The 13,561-nt window shown below is 37.4% G+C and carries 12 protein-coding genes and 1 tRNA gene; 7 read left to right on the forward strand and 6 right to left on the reverse strand.

Translation table 11 applies throughout. The annotated features are described in order from the left end of the window. Positions 1-2 precede the first annotated feature (2 nt). Positions 3-1,079: a chorismate synthase gene (aroC, locus tag K348_RS0108605; protein WP_029904564.1), complete on the reverse strand. Its 1,077-nt coding sequence runs from the start codon at positions 1,077-1,079 to the stop codon at positions 3-5. Positions 1,080-1,209: 130 nt separating this feature from the next. Between aroC and K348_RS0108610 the strand changes: the two genes are divergently transcribed. From K348_RS0108610 to K348_RS0108625, 4 genes are all read left to right on the forward strand, one after another. Continuing rightward, positions 1,210-2,778, forward strand: coding sequence for a DUF3078 domain-containing protein (locus K348_RS0108610; protein WP_231496757.1), 1,569 nt, complete (start codon positions 1,210-1,212; stop codon positions 2,776-2,778). A 126-nt stretch (positions 2,779-2,904) separates the two neighbouring features. Further along, positions 2,905-2,976, forward strand: a tRNA-Met gene (locus tag K348_RS0108615). 104 nt (positions 2,977-3,080) lie between these two features. Then, complete coding sequence (locus K348_RS0108620) at positions 3,081-3,551, forward strand: nuclear transport factor 2 family protein (RefSeq protein ID WP_029904566.1); 471 nt, start codon at positions 3,081-3,083, stop codon at positions 3,549-3,551. A gap of 196 nt (positions 3,552-3,747) precedes the next feature. After that, a complete protein-coding gene (locus K348_RS0108625) occupies positions 3,748-4,941 on the forward strand; it encodes a DUF418 domain-containing protein (RefSeq protein WP_029904567.1) in 1,194 nt (397 codons plus the stop codon). 36 nt (positions 4,942-4,977) lie between these two features. Here K348_RS0108625 and K348_RS0108630 read toward each other — a convergent pair whose 3' ends face one another. Both K348_RS0108630 and K348_RS0108635 read right to left on the reverse strand, forming a co-directional pair. After that, entirely contained in the window at positions 4,978-5,469 is a 492-nt protein-coding gene (locus K348_RS0108630) for a GNAT family N-acetyltransferase (protein WP_029904568.1), read from the reverse strand. 107 nt (positions 5,470-5,576) lie between these two features. Beyond that, positions 5,577-5,906 carry a DUF3192 domain-containing protein gene (locus tag K348_RS0108635; RefSeq protein ID WP_029904569.1) on the reverse strand — a complete coding sequence of 110 codons (330 nt, stop codon included), beginning with the start codon at positions 5,904-5,906 and terminating at the stop codon, positions 5,577-5,579. Between the two features lie 694 nt (positions 5,907-6,600). On the opposite strand from K348_RS0108635, the gene K348_RS0108640 reads away from it, so the two are divergent. The 3 genes from K348_RS0108640 to K348_RS0108650 are packed head-to-tail and all read left to right on the forward strand — an operon-like array spanning position 6,601 to position 10,549. Beyond that, positions 6,601-7,818, forward strand: a complete 1,218-nt coding sequence (locus tag K348_RS0108640; RefSeq protein WP_029904570.1) for a hypothetical protein — start codon at positions 6,601-6,603, stop codon at positions 7,816-7,818. 12 nt (positions 7,819-7,830) lie between these two features. Beyond that, positions 7,831-9,015, forward strand: coding sequence for a hypothetical protein (locus K348_RS0108645; protein WP_029904571.1), 1,185 nt, complete (start codon positions 7,831-7,833; stop codon positions 9,013-9,015). Positions 9,016-9,073: 58 nt separating this feature from the next. Continuing rightward, positions 9,074-10,549, forward strand: coding sequence for a hypothetical protein (locus tag K348_RS0108650; RefSeq protein ID WP_156032838.1), 1,476 nt, complete (start codon positions 9,074-9,076; stop codon positions 10,547-10,549). A gap of 311 nt (positions 10,550-10,860) precedes the next feature. Here K348_RS0108650 and K348_RS0108655 read toward each other — a convergent pair whose 3' ends face one another. Genes K348_RS0108655 through K348_RS0108665 form a run of 3 tightly spaced genes read right to left on the reverse strand, consistent with a single transcriptional unit; the run spans position 10,861 to position 13,557 of the window. Further along, entirely contained in the window at positions 10,861-11,961 is a 1,101-nt protein-coding gene (locus K348_RS0108655) for a glycosyltransferase family 4 protein (protein ID WP_051697722.1), read from the reverse strand. Positions 11,962-12,016: 55 nt separating this feature from the next. Beyond that, a complete protein-coding gene (locus K348_RS0108660) occupies positions 12,017-12,598 on the reverse strand; it encodes a rhomboid family intramembrane serine protease (RefSeq protein WP_051697724.1) in 582 nt (193 codons plus the stop codon). Between the two features lie 11 nt (positions 12,599-12,609). Further along, a complete protein-coding gene (locus tag K348_RS0108665) occupies positions 12,610-13,557 on the reverse strand; it encodes an ABC transporter ATP-binding protein (RefSeq protein WP_081852543.1) in 948 nt (315 codons plus the stop codon). Positions 13,558-13,561: the final 4 nt, after the last annotated feature.

Genomic DNA, 13,561 nt, shown 5'->3' on the forward strand with positions numbered 1-13,561 from the left:
GATTATAGCAACGCTTTATTTATTTTACTCAATAAAAAATAGTCGAGAATAGTCATTGCAGCCATAGCCTCTACAATAGGTACAGCACGAGGTAGTACACAGGCATCGTGGCGTCCGCGAGCTTTCAAATATGTATTCTCTCCGTCTTTGTTTACGGTGTCCTGATGCATAAGTATTGTAGCTACAGGCTTGAATGCAACGCGGAAGTAAATATCCTGTCCGTTTGAAATGCCGCCTTGTATACCCCCTGAGTGATTTGTGCGGGTGCTTATCTTACCTTTATCGTTGTAGAATACATCATTTACTTCCGATCCGCGGTGATTAACGTCGAATCCATCGCCGTATTCGAAACCTTTCACGGCATTGATGCCAAGCATCGCATTGCCCAATGCAGCATGCAATTTGCCGAATACAGGCTCGCCCAAACCTGCAGGAGTGCCTTTTACGACACAGGTTATAACTCCGCCTATAGTATCGCCTTTCGATTTTACTTCTTCTATAAGCGATATCATTTCTGCTGCCTTTTCGGGATCGGGGCAGCGAACTTCATTGGATTCTATCAGGGAAAGATCGTATTGATCGTAATTCTTTTCCAGTTTTATCGGTCCTGCCTGTGAAGTAAATGCCTTGATATCTATATTCAACTGACGTAGTGCAAGTTTTGCTAAAGCACCTCCTACACACCGTGCTATGGTTTCGCGTGCAGAAGACCTGCCGCCGCCGCGATGATCACGTATGCCGTATTTTTGGGAATAGGTATAATCGGCATGTGACGGACGGTAAATATCTTTCAGATTATCGTAATCGGATGAATGCTGATTACTGTTGCGGATAAGAAAACCGATAGGTGTTCCGGTAGTTTTGCCGTCGTATATGCCGGAGAGAAACTCGATTTCATCGGCTTCTTTGCGTGGAGTGGTTATTTTCGACTGGCCCGGGCGACGCCTGTTCAGTTCGTTTTGTATAAACTCCATATCTACGTCGATCCCTGAAGGACAACCGTCTATAACTCCGCCAATTGCAGCACCATGCGATTCACCGTAAGAAGTGAGTCTGAAGATATTACCGTATGTATTCATTGTTTTCGTTTCTGAAATATTTTACAAATTTACATCAAAATATTCAAATGGCATTCAAATAGTTTATTTTAGCATTGCTGTTATGAAATCTGTCAATTATAACAATATATAGCATTTAATATAAATTAAAATGAAAATTAAGATTAAATTGCTAAATTTGCAGCTTAGTAAAAAGCTGTCTAAATTCTTCATCGAAAAAAGAGAATCGAAAATGAAAGAATTCAAATTCTTTTTCAGTCTTATTGTATTTTTTATTGCCTTCGCATCTACGGGTATTGCCCAGAATAGAAATAATCCCAGAGCCAATAAGGACAGTCTGTTGAATAAAATAACAGATATCGATACCCGCTTGAAAGAATTTTCAACCAAAGATACTACAAAAGGGTTTTCGGCTCCGCTTGTCATCGATACTGCGTATGTTTACAAGATAAATGAAGCCAATCTGCAGCCGGCAAGAGATGCCAACGGTTTGCTGATTATGGAGAAGGACTGGATTCCTTTCAGCGATTATATGTCGTTCCGGGATACAATTATTTTTGAACCTGCATTCCTTCCTGTTGTTTTTGACGGGAAAATACTACCACCACGGTTGGACTTCACAACGAAAGATGAAACCAAAACTCAATCCGAAGAGTTTCATTTGATATCTCCTGACAGTACTTTTGCTCCTATGCTGAAACGTGTAGAAGAAATAGAGGCTATGCGGCGCATGTATTATATAAATAATCCGCAGCGTATAAAACTGAATGCATTAAATTTCAAAGATGCGACGGTGATTGATGAAAAAGTGGTAGAGCAGCGTAATCCATGGAAAGAACTTATAACAGCCGATAATCCGGTAGAGTTCAGTGCTCCTGAGATAGAAAAGATCAGAATTAAGCCTGTATATTGGCTGAAGAATGGTACTCATAAACTTGATCTCAGCCAGAATAGTTTTTCTGATAATTGGGCAGGAGAGAACAACTTCAATATATATAGTGAACACAAGGTAAACCTGAATTATAAAAAGGATAAAATATATTTCAACAACCTGTTTGAATGGCGTCTTAGCATTCAACAAATGAAAGCTGATACAGTGAATAAGGTGAATATACTGGATGACTTATTCAGGACATACAGTACTTTTGGTGTGAATGCATATAAGAATTGGTCTTATTCTACCAACCTCGAAATGAAAACACCTTTATTCAACCGATATAATGTAAATGATCCGAATAAAGAGAGACAGCGTGCATTCCTTTCGCCTTTCGAACTGAATCTCGGGGTCGGTATGAGATATGCAAAAGAAATAGTATCTAAAGCTGATAAGTACAGAAAATTTAATATTACAGCAGACCTTTCCGTGCTATCTCTTAACTATAAGTATGTAAGAAGTGATAAAGTAAAAGAAGTTTGGTTTGGAATTGATGAGGGTGATAAAGCCAAAACAGAGTATGGTTCTACGTACAATTTGAATGTTAGTTATAGCCGCAACAGATATACGAATTTTAATTCGCGTATCAAATACTTTACTAATTATGAGCGGGTATATGTTGAGTTCGAGAACTCTGTAAATTTCAAACTGAATAGCTATTTCAGTACCTCTTTATACTTATATATTAAATATGATGATAATATTCCATTTGATAGAAAAGATACAAAATGGGGATATTTCTCGTACTACCAGCGGGTAGGCTTCGGATTATACTATACTTGGTGAAAAAAGTTTTATACTTAACGCCTTTTCAATCAGCAAGAAGGATTCAAAGCAAAATTTTTTTTATTTATTAATGCCGTTTTTATTTGGAGCGTTAGTATAAATTCCATACTTTTGCACTCACAATATCGCGGGGTGGAGCAGTGGTAGCTCGCCAGGCTCATAACCTGGAGGTCATCGGTTCGAATCCGGTCTCCGCAACTAAAGGAAAAGCAATCGAAATATCGGTTGCTTTTTCTTGTATAAATAAATTGGAAGATATGGATAAATATTTATCTTTAAACTTCATTTTAAATTAAAATATTATGAAAACTATCCTATTGATCATTCTTTCTTGTTTTGTATTCAGCTGTAAAAATTCTGAAACGCACAATTCAGTAAACAAGCAAGATATTGAAAAGGAAGCATGGAATACGGTTAGAAATATTAACAGGCATTGGGCTATTACAGAAGATATGGATAGCTTGAGTATGTTTATACATCCCGATATGGTTCTTATTTCTCCTGATGGGACAACTTATGGGAAAGATAGCATTATCCAAGCATATAGGAAGTATGCGGAATATGCAGAAACTATAAGTATGGAAGAGACAGAGCCTATGATACATCTTTATAACGATAACAAAACAGCTATAGTAAATTATAAAAATACATTAAAGATAAGGACTGCTACAGATGAAATTCAATCTTTTTCTTGCAGGGACTTATATACACTTATCTTTGAAAATAATAAATGGATCGCCGTAGCACAGCATTATTCATTTATAAAAAATTGAGATGCTGATTTCAAGTCCTTAATAAATCCCTCAATATCTTGATAGGTGAGAAGTGAAGGGGAAAAGATTACAGAAAAGAGTTTTTTATTTCTCTAATTTCGAAATAATAGTTTTCCCCCATTAGTGAGTTATAATGCCCCATTTCTTCGTTATATTAGAAACTATAACTCGATTATCCAGGAAAACATACCAGTTTATGCAACAAGATCAAATTTCAAAAATTTCCCGAATAGAAGTAGTAGATGCCTTGAGGGGATTTGCAGTAATGGCAATTCTTCTAGTGCATAGCTTAGAGCATTTTATTTTTCCTGTCTATCCGGATGCGTCTTCTGTTCCGGCTTGGCTGAATACCTTGGATGCAGGAGTAATGAGTGTCATCTTTTCTCTTTTTGCCGGAAAAGCATATGCAATCTTTGCTTTATTATTCGGATTTACGTTTTATATACAATATACTAATCAACAAAATAAGGGTAAAGACTTCGGCTATCGGTTTCTTTGGCGGTTAATCTTGCTTGTCGGGTTTGCAACCATAAATGCAGCTTTCTTTCCTGCTGGCGATGTATTGCTCTTATTCGCTATTATGGGAGTAGTATTATTTATTGTTAGAAAGTGGAGTAACAAAACCATTTTAATTCTGGCTATAATCTTTCTTTTGCAACCTGTCGAATGGTATCATTATATTATGAGTTTAACCGTTTCAGACCATGCCATGCCTGATTTAGGTGTCGGGGCGATGTATGAGGAAGTAGCCGAATATACCAAAGAGGGTAATTGGGGGAAATTTCTTTTGGGGAATATTACTTTAGGACAGAAGGCTAGTTTATTCTGGGCAATTGGAGCAGGCCGGATTTTTCAGACTGCAGGGCTTTTCTTACTGGGATTATTAATCGGCAGAAAGCAATTCTTCATCGCTTCCGAACAGAATATCCGTTTCTGGATAAGAGCATTAATTATTGCAGCTATTCTTTTTGCACCCTTATACCAGCTAAAAATGGAACTTACAGCTAATGGACAACAACCTATTATTCAAAATACTGTAGGTGTAATATTGGATATGTGGCAAAAATTAGCATTTACTATTGTTCTAATCTCATCTTTCGTATTATTGTACCAAAAGCAATCCTTTCAGGCTCTTACATCTAAACTTCGTTATTACGGAAAAATGAGTTTAACAAATTACATTACACAATCTATTTTGGGAGCTTTTATTTATTTTCCGATAGGTTTGTATCTTGCCCCATATTGTGGTTATACAATAAGCTTGCTGATTGGTATTCTAATATTTCTTATGCAAGTTTCATTCTGCAAGTGGTGGCTTCAAAAACATAGACAAGGTCCACTTGAATATATATGGCATAAATTGACGTGGATAAAGGTAAATAAAATATAGCTGAAAGGAAAAGTAACCGGATTTCCGTTTGCTTTTCTATTCTAAATACTTATTCATCATACAAACCCTGAATGGAAGGTGCTCGTAAGATTTCACTTCCACTTCCATGAACCCCTGTTCTTTATACCAATTCTTTAATTTGGTATTTGAATCAATTAATCCGATAGAGATTTCTTCACCGCCCAGATCTGTAATTTTATGAGTGGCAAAATCCATTAATTGTTTTCCGATTCCTTTTTTTCTAAATTCAGGATGGACAGCAACTTTCTCTATATAAAAAAGCTGCCCATTACGCGATGACTTTTCAATTGCAATAAATCCTATGATAGTATTATTCTCTTCAAAGTAAAAGAATTGTCTTTCCTTTTCTGTTAATTGAAACCTTAATTGTTCCTCTGTGATGAAAGCATTATTAGTCGGACTGTTTTCTTTTGTCAGGTCAAACTCAGTAGCAACAGTAAGGAAAGAATCATTCAATAGCTTTGTATAGATGCTGAAATCATCATTTAAAGTAACTTTCTTAATCATTTTAATATTATTTATTGAGGAAATATAGCAATACTTTTTCAATTAAAAATGACTAACTAAAAAAGAACCACAATTTTGTGATTCTTTCTATGTCATTAAATATACATTTAATCATCGGATTTTTCTTTTATTATCCGCACATCCTGCTGGTATGGTGTAGGCGGTATATAGCGGTGAAACTCTGATAGGTTGCCATCAATAAAATACAACAGATAACTTGGATAATAAGTCGAACGGAAAAACAAAACCTCTAATTTCCCTTCTTCAACCTGCGATACTGATTCTACAAAATAATTTTTTCCCATTATATTTATTGTTTCCTGCTTGGTCATTCCTAAATCAAGCCGTTGAACCTCTTTTTCCAAATTTGGGCCATAAACTGCGGCACAGGAAGCGAACAATAGAGAGATCGATAATATGAATGCATATTTTCCCATAATTAATATGATTTTTAGGTTTATTATTTAGACTCTCCATTTATTAAATAGTTTAAAAAGAATTACTATATAATTCCATCGTATGAAACTTGATTTTGATAATCAGCTTCTTATTCTTAATTTATCAAAAATATATTTGTATAATTCGTTAAATATTTCCTATATTTGCCACAGATAAGGCAATCTATACAACGACATATAGGACAAATAAAGACAAAAGACAATCTTTGGGATGTTTTTAACGCTCATTTTTTTACAAAAAACTACAACTTGCCCTGCTATTTCTCTGTTTGAAAATTTGGGAAAGGATTTTGTTATTTCTGCAAAAGAAACTACGAGTTTTATATTATTCCAATCATTTTTAAATCAATTTAAAATACAAATTGTCTGTATCAAGGCTTTATTATGCAGAATAATTATAAAATACAGGATCCCGTGCAAGTTTACGGCGGTGAAGAAGCCCAAGCTACTTATCTATAATTTGGGCTTGTCTTCTAAATTGTCTTCGCTCTCTATCCAGCAGCTTGTGAAAGTATCTGGCAATAGTATTATTGCCCGCTTTAAGCGACGTATCGGATCCTGTTTTTATGAGATAAAAGATAGAATAATAATGTTCAGACCTAACTATATTTTATACATGACAGATATACTGATGCTCCGACAGATTTCAACTTAAGAATCAAGTACAGTAAAAATGAAGACTACAAGCAACACACAGAAACTATTATTACTTGCCCTTCTTGGAATTATATCTCTTACTATAAAGGCTCAGGTTACAATCGGATCGAATACTCCGACAGAATCTTATGAAATCCTGAGAATCGACGGTAGTAGTGACAAGGGTTTACGTTTATCGAGGTTGACTCAAGCCCAAAGGGATGAGATGACCAATAATCTGATAACCATCTCTACAGCTAAGAAAGAGGCAGCTAAAGGCTTGGTTATTTATAACACTACATATGGCAGGATTGAATATTGGAACGGCGATGAATGGTATGTATTCGGTAGCCCTTTCAATCTTTCAAACGGACTACGCCTAGAAAGCAATACGGCAAAATTGGGAAATGATTTGACAGAAGATACCCAAATCGACCAGCAGGGATATAATATGTCGTTCCGTACCCGCAGAGGCTTATTAACCATTAATACAGATGCTTTGCATGTCGATAGCCTCGATGTAAAGAACAACAATCTGGATGAATTTTATGTCGATACAGTATTTACTGTGAAAAATAAAAAGGATGTGGCCCTTAATACCGGAAAATCCGGCTTCTCTGTAAACAACAATACACTAAGAATTGTAAATGATTCTGTAAGGATAAATAACAATTTCCAGTATCGTGATGGAAATGAGCATTTGGCAACAGCCACCACCAATATAATACTGGGCAGCAAGAGTACTACAGGTAAGTCAAACTGGAAAGAGTTGCTACCCTCTGTAGTAAACAGGCCTTTCAGGATTACGTGGAACATTGGAGATCAGTCAGGTACCGGACCAAATTTCCTGCCGGATTATTGGCATCAGATAACGAATAACCTGCAATTGGAAAAAGGGAAATGGCTGCTAATAGGACGTCTGGCTGTTTATTCCAGTTACGCTACAAACCAGTCATCCGGCGATTATGCAAATTATATGAGCTATATAAGGCTAGTAAAGGACGACTCAGGTTCGGGAACAGTTTTATATACATCTTCCACTTTGCCCGAACGAAAATCGACAGGAGGTAATGAAAATGGGGGATCGTACAGTGTTCCGCAGATGATATATTATCTGGATGCTTCCGATAGTGCCACATATCATATCGAATTTAAGACTAAGAAGAAGAACACATGGCGTACAGCTTACAATAATAGTTCAAACTTTAATATCGGAGGAAGCCAGTATTTCTATGCTATTAAATTGAATGATTAAAAACAGGACTTTATGAAAACTAGCATATATAAACTATATAACATATTGTGGATAATCTTACTGTTTTCTATTACACCGCTTCACGGACAGGTGACAATAGGCTCTACTGACAAGCCCGAAAACTTCTCGGCATTACAGATAGATGGTAATAACGGCGGACTGCGCTTGCCCCGACTGTCTGAAACTGAAAGGGATAATCTAGGTGTAGATGACACATCGGCCGGACTTCTTATATTTAATGATACCAGCAAGTCTATCGAGTACTGGGATGGTGTGAAATGGTCGATGATCGGCGATACGATAAGGATATACAACGGTATATATAAAGATAATTCGGATAAGCTGGTTAAACTTGGCGGTAAGTTGGAGCTACCTACCGAAATAAATCTGAACAGTAATAAGCTGGAACTTTTTACGGGAGATGCTAATAGCCATGGATTCTCGGTTAACGATACTGTATATGTTGTTAATGGTAGGGTAGTAGGTTCAAAACCGGATGCTTTCAATGTTAATAGGAATACTCTTAAAGTAAAAGAAAACGGTAGCAGTGTTACTGTGGCTAACACGCTCAAAGTTAAAGTAAAGGATGATAACCTGCGTGTGAGTAACGATAGTGTATATCTTCACGGACAATTATCGATCAACACCGGTAAGGCAAATATAAATAATAAGGTATTGATCTCGAAATTAACCGGAGATGCGTTCTGGGGGTCACTTAAGCCGGATATTGAAATCGGTAAAACGTTCCTGAAAGGTAATATAAAAAGAGCCGGAACAGGCAATAATACGGTATGGGTAAGGAATAATTCTCTTGGTATTGGCTCTAACGATTCACCTAAAAGATATGACCCGTCTATATCCGACACACTTACATTGACTCCCGGAAAATGGATGATATTCTCAAAATTTGCTACAAGAACAGACTATACGGCCCAGCAGATGTTTACGTGGTCGCATTTGTTTATTCCCGGGCAAACAGATCCCACAGCAACCATAGGTGCCGATGTGGAGGACGATACCAAGACATCGTCGCCTCAGTTGGCATACTTAATGGATGTGAAAAGTAATACAAAGATTTTTATAAAAGCAGGTACTTCCAACGATAAGTCATGGCTTATAGAAGAGTATGGTGATTTGAAATTCGGGGAGCCGTATTTCTTTGCCTTGATGATTGAAGATTATTCGGAGGGAGATTAGAATAAACAGAAATTGATTAGCTGTTACCGGAAGAAATACAACACACAAAACAATGACTATGGGATGTAAATATATTATAATAATGCTTCTGGCCCTTACTATGGCCATAGGGCTTAATGCGCAGATTGTTGTCGGCGGCGATAAGCAGCCGGAAGACTTTTGTATTGTAGAAGTGGAGGGATCGCATGGTGGTATAAGGCTTCCCAGATTGACGGATGTAGAAAAGGATGCCATGATACCTTCATTAAGAAGTAATCCTAAATCCAGCGGACTTGTTATTTATAATACTGTAGACAGTATAATAGAATATTGGGATGGTGATAGGTGGATTATTCTGATGAATAACCTTGGGGCTGACAACGGGCTTACAAAAGAAGACCGGAAAATTCGACTTGGGGGCCCATTAAATCAACCGGTGACTACCATAGATATGGATGACAAGGCTTTCAATTTTAAGAATAGTGCTGCTGCCAAATTTATGATTAATGATACGATGGTTGTGGTAAATAATAAAGTCGTTGATATCCGTCCTGCGCGCAGATTTACTGTAAATGATACAGTAATCGATATAAGGGGAAAAGTTGTGGATATCCGTCCGGGCAATTTCTCGGTAAATAACAGCACTTTCACCATGAGTGAAGCAGACCGGACCAGCATTAAAAAACATTTCCGCTATACCGACGGCAATCAGGCGCAGGGACGTCTTCTCGCTGCCGATAATGAAGGAAATGCATACTGGGGTGCATTAAGGCCTCTGGGAACATTATTGGATGCGAAATTAAATAATAGCAAGATATTTGCAACAACTACTGTGGATATAACGAACGGCTATCTGGAACTAACTGCCGGACAATGGCTGATCTTTGCAAAGTATAATTCCAATATGACTGCCTCACCCGACGGGATGTATCACTGGATTCATTTATCTGCCCGAAAAAAAGGACAGACGACTTATTCGGATGTTGCAATGGCAGGAGCAAACCCTGAAAAGAAAAATGCAGGGTGGGGCATGTCTTATGCTACACCGTATCTTATGCATTATGTAAATATCAAGGAACCACATCAGTATATTGTCAGGGCAGGAACAAGTAATGCAGGAGGTTCTACAACTGTGGACGAGTCTTGGATAGGGAAATCTTATTTTTATGCGATGCGTATCGATATTCCTACCGACGAATCTACTTTTACTACGAACAATCTTAAAATAATTTGTCCGGCCGGTACTATTAGCCTGAAAAGAAATACAAATATTGCAGATCAGACCATCAGCCTGAATTATACCCTAACAGGTAGCGATTCGGAAAAAATTGCTTCTTCTTTTATAGGATACAGAGCTTGTACTACTACTAATACGAGGCATCTTAGAGTAGATATGGATACACCCGGAGCAGTGCTATCTCCCGGCTCCGGAACAATCTTAGTCAAACTATCGGGGCAGTCACCTGTCAATAGAACAGCAACAGGGGCTAATAATAATATAAAGTTGCAAATAAATGAAGCGATATGCGACTTAAAAGTAACAATTACAAACTAGTCATACAACAACATTGTTCATTTTTTACTTTATCATTTTAGGCAAAACTGGAAGATGGATTGTAATAAATAGGCGACTACAGATAAATGTAACAATGAGAATAAGATAAAGGATATATCTGTAAGGACCCTACATAAATAAAGGCTGCTATTTAGCGACCTTTATTATTAGTTTTAATAAAAGAAATGGTTGTCATCCCGACAACCAATCTTCATTGTTAACCTTAAATCTAATACTATGAAAAACACAAAATTATAACGTCCCGTATTATCAAATAGTTCACCGGACGTTAAAAATAAATTGTTAAATAATTATAAATATTTAATAATACTTTCCATTTTATGGATAGCATTATCCCAGCTAAAGCGCTGTACATAATCGTTTCCACTCATGGCAAGTGAAATGCGGCAGTCATTGTTTTTTATGAGAAAAATTATACGTTCTGCCATTTGCTGAACATTTTTTACTTCAACAAGTAAGGCTGTTTTACCCTCGAATGCATATTCCTGATGACCTTCGATATCTGTGCAAACTAATCCGCAACCGCAAAACATGGATTCTACCGAAACTAATCCGAAACCTTCCGTGAAGCTGTTCGAAATAAATATAGCATTGCGGTTATATAGGTCGCAAAGGTTATCCGGCTCTCTGTAATATTTTATCCATTCGGGCAATCCTTCGGGGAAGGGAGAGATGCCGAACATTTCCACTTGCAGTTCAGGGATTCTTTCCTTTACAAGTTTTAAAGCTTGTAACCCGTATTTTGAACCCTTTATTTCCTGTATGGAATAGTTCATGGCTACAGTCGCGGGTTTACGCTTAGCTATGTCGTTTGTAATATGATATTTGGTGTTATCAACTCCGTTTTCAATCAGTTCTATTCTGTTTGTAGTGTGTTCGGCAACAATCTTTTTCAGGTAAGATGCAACTACAATGTTTAAAGTATCCTTTATATTATATGATGCGAATAATAAGTCTTCATGGCCTTCCCAGTTTTCAAAGCCCTGTATAAGGTTTATCTTCTTTCCTTTCTTTTCGCTAAGGGCACCCATTTCAAGTACGGTAGACCACCATGTAGCTATAACTATATCTGCATCAGGTATATATTTATCTTTTACCTCAGGCACATATGACATTGTAATAGAGGGTTCGAAATGAAACCACTTATTTGCATTAAAGCTTTCTATCTTTGATAAAATATGACGGATGAAATAGGGTAGGCGATATTTCATATATGCTGTCTTTAGCGGGTATATCAAATGTATTTTATAACCGCGCTGCGCCAGACGATTGGCATATTCATACATGACCCTGAACCCGCCCGCCGGACGCCGAGGCTTAAAAGGAAGTATGAATGTTATCCGCACATCTTCCTCTTTTACATCAGAAAGGTCATGTTTATACTTATACATAAACAAATGCTTATTTCTTACAAAGATAGGGAAAAAGAGTTTTAATTATTTCCGATCAGATGTTTTGCAGCTGTTTCCGGAATATATATGCCCATATCAGACCACTTATAGCACCGGAAAGATGCCCTTCCCAAGAAACTCCGTTGTTGCTAGGGAATATGCCCCATATTAGACCGGAATAGAGAACTACGACAATAACAGATGCTATAATAAGCTTGAAATTGCGACTAAAAATACCTCCGAAAATAAGAAAAGAAGCCATTGCATATATCACCGAACTGGCGCCTATATGCCACGACGGCCGTCCGATCAGCCATGTAAGGAATCCCGAAGTAATCCATGTCAGCAGATAGATGAGGAATACATTCTTTTTGTAAAAGAAAAAGATCAGGAATGTGAGAAAGAACATGGGAAGCGTGTTGGCAATAAGATGCTCGAAATTACCATGTATCAAAGGAGCGGTGATTATACCAGCTAATCCAAAAGTTTCACGCGGGTAAACTCCCAGTGTATAAAAAAAGTCTAATCCGAACAGTGACTGCACTATCCGGATTATCCATAATATTATCAGTATCGAAAGAGCATATTCCAATGAAGTCTTTGCTTCTTTCAAAGTTACTTTCATTTTCTCTTTCATCCTTTGCGTATTTAATCTCCTTTACTCATTTGAGTCATGATGCCGTCAATATAATTAACATACTCATTCAGTTTCTCCGTTTTTTTCAACGATGCATCACGAACCTGAGGCAGGTCGATATCTACGATTGTATGTACTCTTCCCGGATTTGCCGCCATAATGTAGATGCGGTTACTTAGTAACACAGCTTCATTTATATCATGTGTCACGAAAATGACTGTCGGGTCGAGTTCTGCGCTGTTATAGATGTCGAGCAGTGTATTCTGCATGCTTGTACGCGTTGCAATATCGAGAGCGCCGAACGGTTCGTCCATCAGCAATATCTGTGGTGATGCTATGAGACTGCGGGCAATAGCTACACGTTGCAGCTGTCCGCCGGAGAGTAGTGGATACTTGGCCCATTTATGTTCATGACCTTCCAATCCGACCGTCTTCAGCATCTGGTTAGCTCTTTCGTAACTTTCTTCTTTCGATATGCCTCTCATCCTGAGCGGTAAAGCTACATTGTCGAGAACTGTTTTCCACGGGAAAGAAGAATATTGCTGAAAAACCATAGGAATGGTATCTTTTTCAGTTTTTTCTTTTCCGTAAATAAGGATTTTTCCGCTTGTAGGCTGTTGTAATCCCGATATATAGCGAAGAAGAGTAGATTTTCCGCATCCCGATTCTCCGAGAATAGATATGAACTGTCCCTGATCTCGGAAGTCCTTAATGTCCATATTGAGATCTTCGAAAAGCACAAAATCCGTTTTCTTACCTACGTAAACCTGTGAAATATGTTGAAGGTTTATAACGTCTACATCTTCATATCTCTCATCTTTTGGCGCATTGAAAACTACATTCGCTTCAGCAATAACTGCTTCTTCCTGTACCTCTTCCACGAAATTCTGCTCTTCTGCTTTTTTCTCTTCTTCCGGATCCTGACTGAATATATTGGCTGTTGAATTTATATCTTCCATCTTT

The sequence above is a fragment of the Prevotella sp. 10(H) genome (assembly GCF_000711235.1).
Classification (GTDB): Bacteria; Bacteroidota; Bacteroidia; order Bacteroidales; family Dysgonomonadaceae; genus Dysgonomonas.

What these genes read in the sequence shown, in the direction of transcription:
- aroC (WP_029904564.1), bottom strand. Translation starts at nt 1,079, where the DNA reads ATGAATACATACGGTAATATCTTCAGACTCACTTCTTACGGTGAATCG.
- K348_RS0108610 (WP_231496757.1), top strand. Translation starts at nt 1,210, where the DNA reads ATGAAAATTAAGATTAAATTGCTAAATTTGCAGCTTAGTAAAAAGCTG.
- K348_RS0108620 (WP_029904566.1), top strand. Translation starts at nt 3,081, where the DNA reads ATGAAAACTATCCTATTGATCATTCTTTCTTGTTTTGTATTCAGCTGT.
- K348_RS0108625 (WP_029904567.1), top strand. Translation starts at nt 3,748, where the DNA reads ATGCAACAAGATCAAATTTCAAAAATTTCCCGAATAGAAGTAGTAGAT.
- K348_RS0108630 (WP_029904568.1), bottom strand. Translation starts at nt 5,469, where the DNA reads ATGATTAAGAAAGTTACTTTAAATGATGATTTCAGCATCTATACAAAG.
- K348_RS0108635 (WP_029904569.1), bottom strand. Translation starts at nt 5,906, where the DNA reads ATGGGAAAATATGCATTCATATTATCGATCTCTCTATTGTTCGCTTCC.
- K348_RS0108640 (WP_029904570.1), top strand. Translation starts at nt 6,601, where the DNA reads ATGAAGACTACAAGCAACACACAGAAACTATTATTACTTGCCCTTCTT.
- K348_RS0108645 (WP_029904571.1), top strand. Translation starts at nt 7,831, where the DNA reads ATGAAAACTAGCATATATAAACTATATAACATATTGTGGATAATCTTA.
- K348_RS0108650 (WP_156032838.1), top strand. Translation starts at nt 9,074, where the DNA reads ATGGGATGTAAATATATTATAATAATGCTTCTGGCCCTTACTATGGCC.
- K348_RS0108655 (WP_051697722.1), bottom strand. Translation starts at nt 11,961, where the DNA reads ATGTATAAGTATAAACATGACCTTTCTGATGTAAAAGAGGAAGATGTG.
- K348_RS0108660 (WP_051697724.1), bottom strand. Translation starts at nt 12,598, where the DNA reads ATGAAAGAGAAAATGAAAGTAACTTTGAAAGAAGCAAAGACTTCATTG.
- K348_RS0108665 (WP_081852543.1), bottom strand. Translation starts at nt 13,557, where the DNA reads ATGGAAGATATAAATTCAACAGCCAATATATTCAGTCAGGATCCGGAA.